The sequence below is a fragment of the Falsiroseomonas sp. RANM36 genome (assembly GCF_056682175.1).
In genome coordinates this window covers 377765-392692 of record NZ_JBWXTD010000005.1, presented here as the reverse complement: position 1 = coordinate 392692, position 14928 = coordinate 377765, and the positions used below count along the sequence as shown (strand labels likewise).

Sequence of the window (14928 nt, the reverse complement as noted above, 5' to 3'; positions counted from 1 at the left end):
GGGGGGGGGCGGGGCGGCCGGGGGCGGCGGGGCGCGGGGCCGCCGCGGCTGGGGCGGCGGGGGGGGGGGGCGGGGGGGCGGGGCGGGGCGCTGACCGCGGGCGCGCGCCGACACGCCGGGTGAGGACGCCGCCTATTCGGCGGCCTGGCGGTCCCGCCGTTGCGGCGCGGCGGCCCGGCGCGCGGAATCGACTATTTCCGCCGCCTCCTCGTCGAGGGAGTCCGCGATCGCGCTCAGCCGGCGGCGATCCTCGCCCGGCACCAGCCCGGTCGCTAGCGAACGCGCGCGCTTGGCCTGCGCGCGGAGTTCGGTCGCGTCCCGCTTTCTTTCCTCAACCATGTCAGCCTCGATACTGACCCTGGCTGACACCGTAAGGCGACGTGCGATGGCATTGCAAGGGCAGAACAGAACTCGGTTGGACAGTATACAGAAAACTACGGAAGCGCTTATTCAAACATTGCGGGCCGCAATGCTGGCGCCTTCGACAAGCGACGAAAGCTTCGCCCAGGCGATGTCGCCATGCACGGCGCCATAGCCGGCGAAGGTGCCAAAGCCGCAATCGGTGCCGGCGATCACGCGGTCCGGCCCCACCATGCGGGCGAAGGTCTCGATGCGCTGGGCGACCAGTTCCGGGTGCTCGACGAAGTTCGTGGTGCTGTCGAGGCAACCCGGGATCAGCACCCACTCGGGCGGCAGTTTCGCCGCGCGCCACACCGTCCATTCATGCGCGTGCCGGGGGTTCGATGCCTCGAACAGCAGCCCGCCGATGCGCAGACGCAGCAACTCCGGCAGCACGCGCGCGAGGGTGATGTCGCGGGTGTGCGGGCCCTCGTAATTGCCCCAGCAGACATGCAGCCGCACGCGCTCCGGCGGGATGCCGCGCAGCGCATGGTTGATCACGTCCACGTGACGGCCCGCCCGGCGGAGGAAGGCGTCCTCGTCGAGATCGGGATACATCATGTGGCGGCCGAGCCCGAGATCCGGCGCATCGATCTGCAGGATCAGACCGGCCTCGACGATCGCGCGATATTCGTGGTGCATCCCCTCCGCGAGATCCTCGAGGTAGCTGTCGAGGTCGGGATGGATGTCGGAGGGCTGGAACAGCGCGATGACGCCGGGGGAGGCGCTGTTCATGAAGCCCGTGCCATAGCCCGCCGCCGCCATCGCGCCACGCATGACGTCAAGGTCGCGCTGCAGCGGCGCCATGGACTTCACGCCGATCGGGCCGGTGCAGCGCGGACGGCGATAGGTCGGCGTGCCGCCGCTGCGCGCGATCTTCTCCGCATAGGCCGGATAGTCGAGCAGATCCGCCGGCACGCGCCGCGGGCTGTCGCCGGAAAAGCCGGTGAGACGGTCCTTGATATAGGTGGCGTAGGAGATCTTCGCCGTCTCTCCATCGGAGGGGATGTCGATGCCGATCTCCTTCTGCCGGCGCAGGACCTCCTGCGTCGCCTGCTCCATCGCGGCGTCGTAGGCGGCGGGGTCCACCTTCTCCTCGCGCTCGCGCGCGAAGAGCAGGTCGGCGACGATCTGGCTGCGCGGCAGCGAGCCGACATGGGTCGTCAGGATGCGCGTCATGATACGAAGTCCGGCATGGCAGGGGCGTCGCCGCCGCGCACCACATAGGCCGCGACGCCGTTGGAGGAGCTTGCGCGGAAGCCGCGCGGCAGGCCCTTCGGCGTGGTGAAGGTGTCGCCGGGGCCGAGGATCACCTCGCCTTCCGGCGTCGTCACCTGCAGCACGCCGCGATGGACGAAGATCACCTCCGCCTCCGCGCGGGTGTGGGGCGGCACCGCGGCACCGGATTCCAGCCGCAGGCAACGCAGGTTGAAGCCGTGCGGCCACCAGCCGGCGATCGGCCCCGGCGCGAAGCCGTCGCCCGTCGCCTTCGGCGTGATGATCGCCGCTTCCTCGACGCCCCCGCGCGCCAGCGGAGAGCGCGGGTTCACCGCGAACTGCTTCGGCTTCAGCACGCAGCCGGCGAGCTTGTCGCGCGGCGGCGTCGCGAGCTCCGCGATCTCGGCCGCGCTCGGCGGCTGCTGCAGCCGCGCGCCGGCCGGCACGCTTTCTCCGACCGTGGTGTCCACCAGCCGCCCGCCTTCCAGCAGCACCAGGCCGTAGCGCTTCGCCAGGTCGAAGACGCGCGGGCTCCAGGTCACTTTGCCCGGATCGTCGCCGCCCAGCACCGCGAAGAGGAAGCCGGTCTCCTCGCCGACATTCTCGAAGCCGCGGAACATGTGGATGGGGATGGAGATGACGTCGCCTTCCTCCATCGTCACATCGCCCTCATCGGCGTTGACGCCGAAGATCATCCGCCAGCGGCCCTTGTGGACGATGAAGACCTCCGCCGTCTCGTGGCTGTGCTGGCTGTTCAGGCAGCGCGGCGGCTGGCGCGCGCCGCCGATGTTGAAGCCGTGCGGTTCCGGGATGTGGACGTGCTGGTTCGGGTTCTCGCTGACGCCGGGGCCGATCAGCGTGAAGTTCTCCTTCTGGTCGGAGCCGGGGCTGCGCGTGTCCACGAAGGCGTTCTTGCAGGGGATGAGGTCCGCATAGCGGATCAGGCGGCTGGCGAGCATGGCGGTCATTCCGGGTTGAGCCGTTTCGTGGTCTCGGCGTCGAAGAGGTGCAGCCGGCTGGCATCGAGCCTGAGGCCGATCGCGGTGCCGGGCTCCGCGCGCCAGGCGCGGTCGGCCTTGGCGATCAGCCGCGCCTCGCCGGCCTGGGCGGTGACGAGGACGGAATCGCCGGTGAGCTCCACCGCATAGACGCGCGCCTCGAGGTCGCCGGCGCCGGCGGGCGCGACGGTGACGTCCTCCGGCCGGATGCCGAGCACGGCAGCCCCCCGATGGCGCGGCACGCGGGTGGCCGCGCGCACGCCGCCCGGCGCGTTGAAGACGCCCTCGCCATGCTCGCCGCGCAGCAGATTCATCGGCGGCGAGCCGATGAAGCCGGCGACGAAGAGATCCGCCGGGCGGTCGTAGATCGCCTCCGGCGTGTCGAGTTGGCGGATCTCGCCCTGGCTCATCACCGCGACGCGGTGCGCCAGCGTCATCGCCTCGATCTGGTCGTGCGTGACATAGATGGTGGTGACGCCGAGCTCGTATTGCAGGTGCTTGATCTCCGCGCGGGTGGAGACGCGCAGCTTGGCGTCGAGGTTCGACAGCGGCTCGTCCATGAGAAACACCTGCGGGCGGCGGACGATGGCGCGGGCGAGCGCGACGCGCTGGCGCTGGCCGCCGGAAAGCTCCCGCGGCTTGCGGTGCAGCAGGTCGCCGAGCTCGACCTTGTCGGCGGCGGCGCGGATCTGGCGCTCGCGCTCCGCGCCGCGCACGCCGCGCAGCTTCAGCGGATAGCCGATGTTGTCCGCCACGTTCATGTGCGGATAGAGGCCGTAGGACTGGAACACCATCGCCACGTCGCGCTCGCGCGGCGGCAGGTCGTTGACGCGCGCGCCGCCGATCAGGATGTCGCCGGAAGTCGGCTCCTCCAGCCCCGCGACCATGCGCATCGTCGTGGTCTTGCCGCAGCCCGAGGGGCCGAGCAGGACCATGAACTCGCCGTCCTTCACGGTCAGCGACTGGTCGCGCACGGCGACGAAGCCGCCCCAGCGCTTGGTCACGTTGCGCAGCAGGACCTCTGCCATCACTTCACCGCTCCGCCGGTCATGCCGCGCACGAAGTGGCGCTGGATGACGGACGCCATCAGGAACATCGGGATGGAGATCAGGATTCCGGCCGCGGCGATCAGCTCCCACAGGTCGCCGCGTTCGGTACGGAAGCGCGTGATGCCGACCGGCAGCGTCACCGCGTCGTCGCGCGTCAGGATCAGCGCGAAGAGGAACTCGTTCCAGGTGAGGATGAAGCAGAAGACCGCGGTGACGACCACGCCCGGCCAGATCATCGGCACGACCACGTCGAGGATCACGCGCAGCCGCGTGGCGCCGTCCACCAGCGCCGCTTCCTCGGATTCGGTCGGCACGGCATCCAGGAAGCCCTTCAGCATCCAGGTCGCGAAGGGCGTGACGATGGCGAGGTTGACGACGATCAGCGCATAGACCGTGTCGAGCAGGCCGAGGTCGCGGAACAGCAGGTAGAAGGGCAGCACCACGACGACGGCCGGGATGAACTGCGTGGCGAGGATGGTGAAGAACAGCGCGCCCTTGAAAGGCATCTCGAAGCGGCTGAAGGCGTAGGCCGCGAGGGTCGAGGCCGGAACGGCGATCGCCACCGTCGCCGCGGCGACGATGAAGCTGTTGAGCAGCGTCTGCCCGATGTTCCAGGGCGGGGCGAAGATGGTGCGGAAATTGTCGAGCGTCGGCGTGAACAGGAAGGTCAGCCCGAACAGGTCAACCGGCCGCTTGAAGGCGGTCAGCGCCATCCACAGGATCGGGAAGAGGATCAGGAACAGCGCGCCGAGCAGGATCGCGGCTTCCAGCGCCTGCCCGAGACGCCGCCGGCGTCGCGCGGCGGCGGCACGCTGCTCCGGCCCGCTCATGTCTGCCCCGGCTTGCGCAGGATCAGCTTCATGTACCAGACGGCCAGGAAGACCAGGATCGCGGTCAGGATCCAGGCGACCGCGCTGGCATAGCCCATGTCGTACCAGCGGAAGGCGATCGAATAGACCAGATAGGCCAGCGTGGTCGTCGCCGCGCCGGGCCCGCCGCCGGTCAGCGTCACCACCTGGTCGAACATCTTCAGGGCGAAGACGGTCTTGAGGATGGCGACCACCGCCAGCACCGGCAGCAGCGCCGGGATCGTCACGTCGCGCAGCACCTGCCATTCGGTGGCGCCGTCGATCCGCGCGGCTTCCTCCGGCTCCTTCGGCAGCGCGGCGAGCCCGCCGAGCACCACCAGCGTCATGTACGGAATCCAGCGCCAGGCGTCGGAGAAGACCAGCACCAGCAGCGCCGCCCATTCGTCGGCCAGCCAGACGAAGCCCGAGAGCGGCGGCACCAGCACGCCGGCCAGCCAGGTGAAGACGCCCATCTCGGCGTTGAACATGAACCGGAAGGAGATGCCGACCAGCGCCGGCGAGACGGCGAAGGGCAGGATCAGCACCGCACGCGTCAGGCTCTGCAGGACGCCCGCGCGGCGCAGCAGCAGCGCAAGGCCAAGGGCCGAGACGACGGTCAGCGTGACGTCGATCAGCACGAACAGCGCGGTGACCATCGCCGCATTGGCGAAGTCGGGATCGTCGGTGAAGGCGATAAGGTAGTGCTCGGTGCCGATGAAGGGCCCGGGCGTCAGCGAGCGCGTCAGCCGCCAGTCGCGGAAGCTGGTGATCAGCGACACGCCGAGCGGCCAGATCGTGGTGCCGAGCACGATCAGCGCCGCCGGCAGGATCAGGATGTATTTGAGGGTGCGATCGCGCATGGGAACTCAGCCCTCCCCCGCGGGCGGGGGAGGGCGCTTCCGGAAGCCCGGCGTCAACCGCGCCGCGCGATCCGCCGCACCTGCGCGGCGGCGGCGTTGAAGGCGTCGGGCACGGTCTTCGTCCCGCTCGCCGCCTCGCTCATCGCCGTCTCCAGCGCCTCGCTGATCTGCGGCCATTCGGGGCCGAAGGTGATGGATTGCGTGTCGCGCAGCCCCTCCGCCGCCAGGCGATGCATGCCGCCGAAGCGGGCATTCACCGCATCGTCCATCAGGTTCGGCCACATCACCGCGACGACGTCGTTCTCCTTCGGGTCGAGCAGGATGTCGCGCTCCAACGCCGGGTTGGCGATCCAGGTCAGCAATTCCATCGCCGCATCCTTGCGGCGCGAGCGCTGCGTGATCCCCCAGACCCAGGTGTTGGTGAAGGTGGTGCGCGGCTTGCCGGCATAGCTCGGCATCGGCGCGAAGCCGATCTGCTCGGCACGCAGGCGGCTGGCCTGCGGGTTGACCAGCGTCGAGCGCACCCACCACCACACCGGCAGCATGGCCGAATTGCCCTGGCCCATGCTGTTCACGGCATCCTGCTCGGTGAAGGACACGGCGCCGGCCGGCGTCACGCGATGCTTGCGCAGCAGGTCCACATAGTCCTGCACGGCGGCGAGGCCGGCCTGGCTGTTGAAGGCGGGCTGGCCGCGCTCGTCGAACAGCGTGCCGCCGCGGCCCCAGAGGAAGTTGTACCAGACCATGAGGTTCTGGCCGTTGTTGCGGCCATAGGGCACCGCAACGCCCGACATGCCGCTCTCCTTCTCCTGGATCGCCTTGCCGGTCTCGACCAGCGCCTCCCAGGTGGCGGGCGGCGTCAGGTTGTGCTTCTCGAACAGGTCCTTGCGGTAGAAAAGCAGCTGCACATGGCCGCGGCTCGGCAGGCCGAGCAGGCGGTTGTTCACCGTGCCCTGGCGCAGATGCGCCGCCGGCCAGCGATCGAGGGGGATGCCCTTCTCCCGCACACGCGCATCCAGCGGATCGAACAGGTTGTTCAGCGAGGCGACCCACTGGTCCATCGCGATCGCGAGATCGTAGTCGCCGCCGCCGCCGACCATCTCGGCCGTCAGCGCCTCCCGCATGCTGGGGAAGGGCACGAAGGTGTATTTCGCGGTGATGCCGGTCTGCTCGGTGAAGGCCGCGAGGCGGGCCTCATGCGCGCGGAACTGGCTGGCGACGACGCAGAGCACCTTGAGCTCGGTGCCGGCGAAGGGCTTGCCGGGCCGGAGGTTGGGTGCCGGGCCGAGCTCGGCGCGGGCTCCGGTGGCGGCGAAGGCCGCGGCGCCGGCGGCGCCGGCCAGGATGTCTCGACGACGCAGCGCCATGGCGCCTCTCCTCCCTCAGCCCGGCCCCTCGGGCCGGATATTGCATGCGCATGCAAACCTATCGGCAGGTCCGCATCCCTGGCAAGGCCCTATCGTCAGCCCGCCTTCGCGCCGATCATCCGATGCAGGGAGAGCTCATCCAGCAGCCAGTAAGCGCGATGGACGCGGCTGCCGGCGAATTCGGCATGCACGATCCCCATGGCCATCACCGCCGCCCCGGTGGGCGCACCGAAGGCGCCGCGGCCTGCATGCGTGCCCGCCAACCGCCAGCGCGCCGCGACGCGCACCGGTCGCGCGGCCTCCTCCAGCGCGACGCAGCGATCCACCACCAGCCGCGCATCGGGAAAGGCGGCGAGGTAGCCGATGACGAAGGCATCCAGCGCCGCGCTGCCGCTGGCCTGGCGATGGCCGGGCAGGGCCAGCGCCACCGCCCGGTCGTGCAGCGCGGCCAGCGCCGCGAGGTCGGCGTTGTTGAAGGCCGCTTCCAGCGTGCCGGCAAGCGCTTCGGCGGCCGGATGGGCGTGACGGATGCAGGGCTGCTCCGGCTCGCCGCGGCGGATTGCCGGCAGCGCGTCCAGGTGCCAGCCGGCCAGCCCCGTCGCCGCATCGGCCGCGCCCAGGCGCCGCCCGCATTCCGCCGGATCGAGCCCGAGTTGCAGCGCGATCGCGGATTGGTCGCGGACCAGCCATTCCTCCACGATGACGCCGTCGCGCACCAGGCAGTCGGCGATGGTGCGCACCTCCACATTCCGCCCGGTCGGCAGGCCGAACAGCCCGTCCCCGCGATGGGTCATGGTGGAGAAGACGCGGTGCGAGGAATGCAGGCCGCGCCCGGCGCCGTCATCCGACCAGATCACGTCCTCGCCGAGCAATTGCCGGTCGGGGAAGGCGTGCAGCGTCTCCAGCGTGCCCTGCGCCACCGCCTGCGCGCCCCGCACCGGGCCCGATGGCGAATGCACCAGGCAATCCGGCGCATACCAGCGATGGATCAGGTGGATTCCGCGCTGTTCCCAGATGCGCTCCGTGATGCCGAGGATGTAGTCCGGCAGCGTCGCATAGCCATCGAGCGCCATCACATGGCCTCCATCCGCATCGGCCGCCAGACCAGCGCATCGCCCCGGCTGACACAGCCTTCGGGCGGCACGCGGGCGGAGCCGCGCACGATGAGCTCGCCCGGAACCACCTGGTGGCGAGTCGGCGCGCCGGGATCCTCGATCATCTCGCAGACCATCGCCACGGCGGCGTCCACCATCGGGTGCAGCGGCTGTGCGAAGGAGGTGAGCGAGAAGGACGGCCAGCGCGCCGGCCCGGTGTCGTCGAAGCCCACCAGCGAAAGGTCGCGCGGGATGCGCAGGCCGAATTCATGCCGCGCGACCTCGCTGACGGCGGTCGCCATGTGGTCGTTGGCGACGAAGATCGCATCCGGTCGGTCGGGCCGTGCCAGCAGGCGCCGCGCGGCGGCGGAGGCCGCTTCGAAGTCATAGAGCCCGACCTCGCGCAGCGGCGGCGCATGGCCATGCTCGGCCAGCCAGCCCGCGAAGCCAGCCTCGCGGTCGCGGCTGGTCGAGGAATTCTCGATGCCGGCGATGAAAGCGAGACGGCGGTGGCCGCCGGCGATCAGGAACTCGGCGATCAGGCGGCCGCCGCGAAAATTCTCACCGGTGACGGAGGAGACATCGGCGTGGCGGCTGGTGCGGTTGAACAGCAGCACCGGAATGCCGGCAGCGCGGCACTGCCCGGCCAGCGCCGAGGACAGCGTGGTGGAGGCGAGGATCAGCGCGTCCACCTGCCAGGCAAGCACCTCCTGCAGCATGGGGTCGGCGTCGCGCGCGGCGTCCGGCGTGAACAGCAGCAGGTGATAGCCGCGCGCCTGCAGCCCCTTCGACAGCGCCTCGAGCACATCCGGATAGAAATGGTTCTGCAGATAGGCTGCGGCCACGCCGATGATGCGGCTGCGCCGCGTGGTCAGGCTGCGCGCGATCGCGTTGGGTCGGTAGCCCAGCGCACGCGCCGCATCCTCGACGCGCGCGCGCGTCTCCTGCGCGATCGAGGCGCCGGGGGTGAAGGCGCGGCTGACGGCGGATTGCGACACCCCGGCCAGCCGCGCCACGTCGCTCGCGGTGGCGTGGCGCTGCGTGCGTGCCGGCCGGGCCTCGCTCATTCCGCCGTCCAGCCGCCATCCACCAGCAGGGAGGAGCCGGTCATCAGCGCGGCCGCATCGGAGCAGAGGAAGACGATGGCGCCCATCAGGTCCTCGACCTGGCCGAGCCGGCCGAGCTTGATCTTCTGCAGCACGCTCGCCTTGAAGGCCGCGTCGGCCAGGAAGGGACGCGTCATCGGCGTCTCGATGAAGGTGGGGCAGAGCGTGTTCACGCGGATGCCGTGCGGCGCGAGGTCGAGCGCCATGGCGCGCGCGATGCCCTCGATCGCCCATTTCGAGGCGCAATAGACGCTGCGCCGGGCGCCGCCGACATGCCCCATCTGCGACGAGACATGCACGATCGCGCCAGGCTTGCCTGCGGCGATCATCCCGCGCGCGACGGCCTGCGCGACGAAGAAGGCGGCGCGGACATTGAGGTTCATGACCGCGTCGAAATCCTCGATGCGGACGTCCTGGAAGGCGGCGGGACGGTTGGTGCCGGCATTGTTCACCAGCGCGTCGAAGGGGCCGGCGGCTTCGATCTTCGCGGCGGTCGCCTCGATCTCCGCGACATCCATCGTCAGCGCCTCGGCCGAGCCGCCGGCGGCGCGGATCGCGGCCGCGGCATCCTCGATCTCCGCGGCCGAGCGTGCGGCCAGCACGACATGCGCGCCGGCCTCCGCCATCGCCGCCGCGGCGCCGAGACCGATGCCGCGCCCTGCACCCGTGACCAGCGCGCGCTTGCCGTCCAGCCGCAGCGACGGCGTCTTCGGGAGCTGCATCTCAGTCGGCCGCCTTCCCGTACGGCACGTTGCGCCCGCCATAGCGGCGCAGGCGGATATTGGCCTGCTCGGCATGCCCGACGAAGCCCTCGAGCATGCAGAGCCGCGAGCAATAGGCGCCGATCATCGCGCTGGCCTCGTCGGTCAGCACGCGCTGATAGGTCACGGTCTTGAGGAACTTGCCGACCCAGAGCCCGCCCGTGTAGCGCGCGGCACCCAGCGTCGGCAGGGTGTGGTTGGTGCCGATCACCTTGTCGCCATAGCTGACATTGGTGCGCGGGCCGAGGAACAGCGCGCCGTAGTTGGTCATGTTCTTGAGGAAGAAGTCGTCGTCCGCGGTCATCACCTGCACATGCTCGCTGGCGATGCGGTCGGCCTCCCGCAACATCTCGGCCTTGTCGGCGCAGACGATCACCTCGCCGTAATCGGCCCAGGCCTTCGCGGCGATCGCGGCGGTGGGCAGGATGGTCAGCAGGCGCTCCACTTCGTTCATCGTGTCGCGCGCCAGCTTCTCGGAATCGGTCAGCAGGATGGCCGGGCTGGTCGGCCCATGCTCGGCCTGGCCAAGGAGGTCGGTGGCGCAGAGCTCGCCGTCCACCGTCTCGTCGGCGATCACCAGCGTCTCGGTCGGGCCGGCAAACAGGTCGATGCCGACGCGGCCGAAGAGCTGGCGCTTGGCCTCCGCGACATAGGCATTGCCGGGGCCGACCAGCATGTCCACCGGCGCGATGCTTTCCGTGCCGAGCGCCATCGCGCCCACCGCCTGCACGCCGCCGAGCACGCGGATCTCGTCGGCGCCGGCCAGATGCTGCGCGGCCACGATCGCCGGCGCGGGCTTCCCCTCGAAGGGCGGCGCGCAGGTGATGATGCGCGGCACGCCGGCAACCTTCGCGGTGACCACCGACATGTGCGCGGAGGCCAGCAGCGGATACTTCCCGCCCGGCACGTAGCAGCCGACGGAATTCACCGGGATGTTCTTGTGGCCGAGCACGATGCCGGGCAGCGTCTCGACCTCGATGTCCTTCATGGATTCGCGCTGGGCTTGGGCGAAGTTGCGCACCTGCTCCTGCGCGAAGCGGATATCGTCCAGCGCCTTCTTCGGCAGCTCGTCGAGGCAGGCGCGGATCTCGGCGTCGGTCAGGCGGAAATCGGCACGCTCCCAGCCGTCGAACTTCGCCGACATCTCGCGCACCGCGTCGTCGCCGCGCCGCGCGATGTCCTCGAGCAGCCTTTCGACCGTTGCGCGCACCTCGACCTGCGCGGCCGCCTTGTCAGCCGCGCCGATGGAACGCTTGAGCCACCGCGCCATGTCGTTGTCCTGTCTTCGAGCCGCGTGATCGGCGGAAAGGCTTGCATGCGCATGCAAACTCCGCAAGACTTCGCGCGCCGCCCGGGTGACCGCGGCGCCGATCCGGTGTTGGATGCGGCATGGGGAAGGACGCGCCACTGCGCATGACGGCGATGCCGGATGGCACGCGAAGGCCACGCACGGGCCCGCGCGGCCGCGCCGCCACGCCGGAGGCGCTGGCGGAGGTGCAGGCCGCCATCGCCGCGCTGCCGCTGCGGCGGGACCTGCTGATCGAGCACCTGCATGCCTTGCAGGACCGGCATGGCGCCTTGCGCGCCGGGCACCTCGTCGCGCTCGCCGCGTTGCACCGCGTCGCGCCGGTCGAGGTGTTCGAGACGGCGAGCTTCTACGCGCATTTCGACCTGATCGAGGACGACGCCGCGCCGCCGCCGCTCACGCTGCGCGTCTGCGACGGCCTGCCCTGCGCGATGGCGGGGGCGGCGACGTTGCATGCGGCGCTGCGCGAGACCGCGCCGCCCGGCACGCGCGTGCTGCACGCACCCTGCATGGGCGCCTGCCACCGCGCCCCGGCCTGCGCCGTCGGGCATCGCCTGGTCGAGCACGCGACGGCCGGGACGGTGCGCGCCGCGGCGCAGCAGGCGGCGGCGCCCGCCCCGCAGGTCCAGCCCGCCACGCCCGATGGCGGCGCCTACACCCTGTTGCGCGGCGGCGGGCCGGATCCTGCCGCCATCCTGGCGCGGCTGGAGCATGCCGGGCTGCGCGGCCTGGGCGGCGCCGGCTTCCCTGCGGCGCGTAAATGGCGCCTCGTCCTATCGCAACCGGGACCGCGACACCTTGTGGTGAACGCGGACGAGGGCGAGCCCGGCACCTTCAAGGATCGCCACTGTCTCGAGACGGACCTGCACCGCGTGCTGGAAGGCATGCTGCTGGCGGCCATCGCGATCGGCGCCGAGGCATGCTGGTTCTATCTGCGCGACGAATACGCGCATCTGCACCATCCCGTCGCGCAGGAGATCGCCGCCCTCGACGCCGCCGGCCTGCTGCCGATGCCGTTGCATCTGCGCCGCGGCGCCGGCGCCTATATCTGCGGCGAGGAGACCGCGCTGCTGGAAAGCCTGGAAGGGCGCCGCGGCTATCCGCGCCACAAGCCGCCCTTCCCCGGCGAGCGCGGCCTGTTCGGGCGCCCGACGCTGATCCACAACGTGGAGACGCTGTGGTGGCTGCCGGAGATCCTCGGCACGCCGGAGGGCGCCGCGCGCTTCGCGGCCGCCGGGCGGCGCGGGCGTTCCGGCCAGCGGCTGTTCTCCGTCTCCGGCCGCGTGCGCGATCCGGGCGTGAAGGCCGCGCCCGCCGGCATCACCGCGCAGGAACTCATCGAGGAGTTCTGCGGCGGCATGGCGCCGGGCCATCGCCTCGCCGCCTATCTGCCCGGCGGCGCTTCGGGCGGCATCCTGCCGGCGAGCATGGCAGACCTGCCGCTCGATTTCGGCACGCTCGAAGAATTCGGCTGCTTCGTCGGCTCCGGCGCCGTCATCGTGCTGTCGGACCGCGACGACCTGCCGGAGACCGTCCGCAACCTGGTGCGCTTCTTCCGCGACGAGAGCTGCGGGCAATGCACGCCCTGCCGCGTCGGCACGGCGAAGGCCGCAAGGCTGCTGGAAGCACCGCGCTGGGACGCGAAGCTGCTGCAGGAGCTCGCCGCGGCCATGGCGGACGGCTCGATCTGCGGCCTCGGGCAGGCGGCGATGAATCCCGTGCGCAGCCTGCTCCGCTTCTTCCCGGAGGCCGCGCCATGACGGGCATCGCCTTCACGCTGGACGGGCACGAGGTGACCGCCGCGCCGGGCGAGACGATCTGGTCCGTCGCCAACCGGCTGGGCACCGAGATCCCGCATCTCTGCCACCGCCCGCGCCCCGGCTACCGCCCGGACGGCAATTGCCGCGCCTGCCTCGTCGAGATCGAGGGCGAGCGCGTGCTCGCCGCCTCCTGCATCCGCGCGCCGGCGCCGGGCATGGTGGTGCGCAGCGCATCCGACCGCGCGACGCGCGCGCGGCGGATGGTGTTCGAGCTGCTGCTGGCGGACCAGCCCTCGGCCGAGGCGCGCGACGCCACGGGCGGCTTCGCGCAATGGACGCAGCGCCTCGGCGTCACGGCATCGCGCTTCGCGCCGGAGCCGTCACGGCCGGCGCCGGACATGACGCACCCGGCCATGGCCGTGCAGCTCGACGCCTGCATCGCCTGCGGCCTCTGCGAGCGCGCCTGCCGCGAGGTTCAGCACAACGACGTGATCGGCCTCGCAGGCCGCGGCATGGGCGTGACCGTCGCCTTCGACCTGCTCGATCCGATGGGCGCGTCCTCCTGCGTCGGCTGCGGCGAATGCGTGCAGGCCTGCCCGACGGGGGCGCTGCTGCCGGCCTCCGTGCTGGATGCCGCCGGAAAGCGCGCCGCGCCGCCGCAGCATGAGGTGGCGAGCGTCTGCCCCTATTGCGGCGTCGGCTGCCAGGTGGCGTTCCGCACGCGCGACGGCGTGATCGAGGAGGTGGTGGGGCGCGACGGCCCGGCCAATCTCGGCCGGCTCTGCGTGAAGGGGCGCTTCGGCTTCGACTATCTGCGCCACCCCGACCGCCTGACGCGGCCGCTGGTCCGCATCGAGGGCACGCCGAAGGATGCCGCCGATTGCCTCGATCCGAAGCGCGCGCGCCACAAATTCCGGGAGGCGAGCTGGGAGGAGGCGCTGGCGCGGGCGGCCGGCGGCCTGGCCCGCATCCGCGATACCGCCGGCCCGCGGGCGCTGGCCGGCTTCGGCAGCGCCAAGGGCTCCAACGAGGAAGCCTATCTGTTCCAGAAGCTGGTGCGCACCGGCTTCGGCACGAACAACGTGGACCACTGCACCCGGCTATGCCACGCCGCCAGCGTCGCCGCGCTGTTCGAGACGATCGGCAGCGGCGCCGTCACCGCGCCCTTCACCGCGGCGGCCGAGGCGGACCTGCTGCTGGTCATCGGCGCGCAACCCACGCAGAACCACCCGGTCGCCGCCACCTTCCTGAAGGACGTCGCGGCGCGGGGCGCGAAGCTGGTGGTGATGGACCCGCGCGGCACGGGCCTCGACCGCTTCGCGACGGAGGTCGTGCGCTTCCGTCCGGGGCAGGACGTGGCGCTGCTCAACGCCATGCTGCATGTGATCCTGGCGGAAGATCTGCACGATGCCGCCTTCGTCGCGGCGCGCGTGGATGGGCTGGAGGCCCTGCGCGCGCATCTCGCCGCCTACGCGCCGGAGGCCGTCGCGGACCGATGCGGCGTTCCCGCGTTGCAGATCCGCCGTGTCGCGCGGCTCTATGCCACCGCGCGCGCGGCGCTGACGCTGTGGGGCATGGGCGTCAGCCAATCGGTGCACGGCACGGAGAATGCGCGCGCGCTGATTGCGCTGTCGCTGCTTTGCGGCCATGTCGGGCGGCCCGGCACCGGGCTGCATCCGCTGCGCGGGCAGAACAACGTGCAGGGCGCTTCCGACGCCGGCCTGATCCCGATGATGCTGCCCGACTACCACCGCACCGGCGATGCGTCCTATCGCGCCTTCCTCGAGGAGATGTGGGGGGCGAAGCTGGATGCGCAGCCGGGCCTGACGGTGGTGGAGATCCTGCACGCCGCGGAGCGCGGCGAGATCCGCGGCATGTACGTCATGGGCGAGAACCCCGCGATGTCGGACCCGGACCTCGCCCATGCACGGGCGGGCCTGGCGAAGCTCGACCATCTCGTCGTGCAGGACCTGTTCCTGACCGAGACGGCCGCGCTGGCCGACGTGATCCTGCCCGCCAGCGCCTGGCCGGAGAAGGACGGCACCGTCACCAACACCAACCGCCAGGTGCAGATGGGCCGCCGCGCCCGGGCGCCCCCCGGCGCGGCGCGGCCGGCCCGCCGCAAAATCGGGGGGGGGGGGCGGCCGGGCGGCCCGGGGCTC

Annotated in this window: 13 protein-coding genes; 2 read left to right on the top strand and 11 right to left on the bottom strand. The window is 71.2% G+C overall.

Annotated features, from left to right (window positions below):
- Window positions 1–132: 132 nt before the first annotated feature.
- The 11 genes from AC1MIR_RS19875 to hisD all read right to left on the bottom strand — a co-directional run bounded on the left by AC1MIR_RS19875 (window position 133) and on the right by hisD (window position 10970).
- Window positions 133–369, bottom strand: a complete 237-nt coding sequence (locus AC1MIR_RS19875) for a hypothetical protein (RefSeq protein WP_480029922.1) — start codon at window positions 367–369, stop codon at window positions 133–135.
- Between the two features lie 81 nt (window positions 370–450).
- A complete protein-coding gene (locus tag AC1MIR_RS19870; protein WP_480029921.1) occupies window positions 451–1578 on the bottom strand; it encodes a cobalamin-independent methionine synthase II family protein in 1128 nt (375 codons plus the stop codon).
- Window positions 1575–2585, bottom strand: a complete 1011-nt coding sequence (locus AC1MIR_RS19865; protein WP_480029920.1) for a cupin domain-containing protein — start codon at window positions 2583–2585, stop codon at window positions 1575–1577. Before AC1MIR_RS19865 ends, AC1MIR_RS19870 begins: the two co-directional genes overlap by 4 nt.
- Window positions 2582–3643: an ABC transporter ATP-binding protein gene (locus tag AC1MIR_RS19860; RefSeq protein ID WP_480029919.1), complete on the bottom strand. Its 1062-nt coding sequence runs from the start codon at window positions 3641–3643 to the stop codon at window positions 2582–2584. The genes AC1MIR_RS19865 and AC1MIR_RS19860 overlap by 4 nt, the downstream gene beginning before the upstream one ends.
- The gene (locus tag AC1MIR_RS19855; protein ID WP_480029918.1) at window positions 3643–4494 is read right to left on the bottom strand and encodes a carbohydrate ABC transporter permease; all 852 of its coding nucleotides are present in this window, start codon (window positions 4492–4494) and stop codon (window positions 3643–3645) included. The genes AC1MIR_RS19860 and AC1MIR_RS19855 overlap by 1 nt, the downstream gene beginning before the upstream one ends.
- Window positions 4491–5372 (bottom strand): carbohydrate ABC transporter permease, encoded by an 882-nt coding sequence (locus AC1MIR_RS19850; RefSeq protein ID WP_480029917.1) that lies wholly within the window; start codon window positions 5370–5372, stop codon window positions 4491–4493. Before AC1MIR_RS19850 ends, AC1MIR_RS19855 begins: the two co-directional genes overlap by 4 nt.
- A gap of 53 nt (window positions 5373–5425) precedes the next feature.
- Window positions 5426–6739: an ABC transporter substrate-binding protein gene (locus AC1MIR_RS19845; protein ID WP_480029916.1), complete on the bottom strand. Its 1314-nt coding sequence runs from the start codon at window positions 6737–6739 to the stop codon at window positions 5426–5428.
- A 95-nt stretch (window positions 6740–6834) separates the two neighbouring features.
- Window positions 6835–7812 carry a nuclear transport factor 2 family protein gene (locus AC1MIR_RS19840; protein WP_480029915.1) on the bottom strand — a complete coding sequence of 326 codons (978 nt, stop codon included), beginning with the start codon at window positions 7810–7812 and terminating at the stop codon, window positions 6835–6837.
- Window positions 7812–8900 (bottom strand): LacI family DNA-binding transcriptional regulator, encoded by a 1089-nt coding sequence (locus tag AC1MIR_RS19835; RefSeq protein WP_480029914.1) that lies wholly within the window; start codon window positions 8898–8900, stop codon window positions 7812–7814. Before AC1MIR_RS19835 ends, AC1MIR_RS19840 begins: the two co-directional genes overlap by 1 nt.
- The gene (locus AC1MIR_RS19830) at window positions 8897–9661 is read right to left on the bottom strand and encodes an SDR family NAD(P)-dependent oxidoreductase (protein WP_480029913.1); all 765 of its coding nucleotides are present in this window, start codon (window positions 9659–9661) and stop codon (window positions 8897–8899) included. Before AC1MIR_RS19830 ends, AC1MIR_RS19835 begins: the two co-directional genes overlap by 4 nt.
- A gap of 1 nt (window position 9662) precedes the next feature.
- Complete coding sequence (hisD, locus tag AC1MIR_RS19825) at window positions 9663–10970, bottom strand: histidinol dehydrogenase (RefSeq protein WP_480029912.1); 1308 nt, start codon at window positions 10968–10970, stop codon at window positions 9663–9665.
- Window positions 10971–11113: 143 nt separating this feature from the next.
- On the opposite strand from hisD, the gene AC1MIR_RS19820 reads away from it, so the two are divergent.
- Window positions 11114–12766 carry an NADH-ubiquinone oxidoreductase-F iron-sulfur binding region domain-containing protein gene (locus AC1MIR_RS19820; RefSeq protein ID WP_480029911.1) on the top strand — a complete coding sequence of 551 codons (1653 nt, stop codon included), beginning with the start codon at window positions 11114–11116 and terminating at the stop codon, window positions 12764–12766.
- On the top strand, window positions 12763–14928 hold a 2166-nt coding region (locus AC1MIR_RS19815), incomplete at its 3' end, for a molybdopterin-dependent oxidoreductase (RefSeq protein WP_480029910.1). The genes AC1MIR_RS19820 and AC1MIR_RS19815, both read left to right, overlap by 4 nt.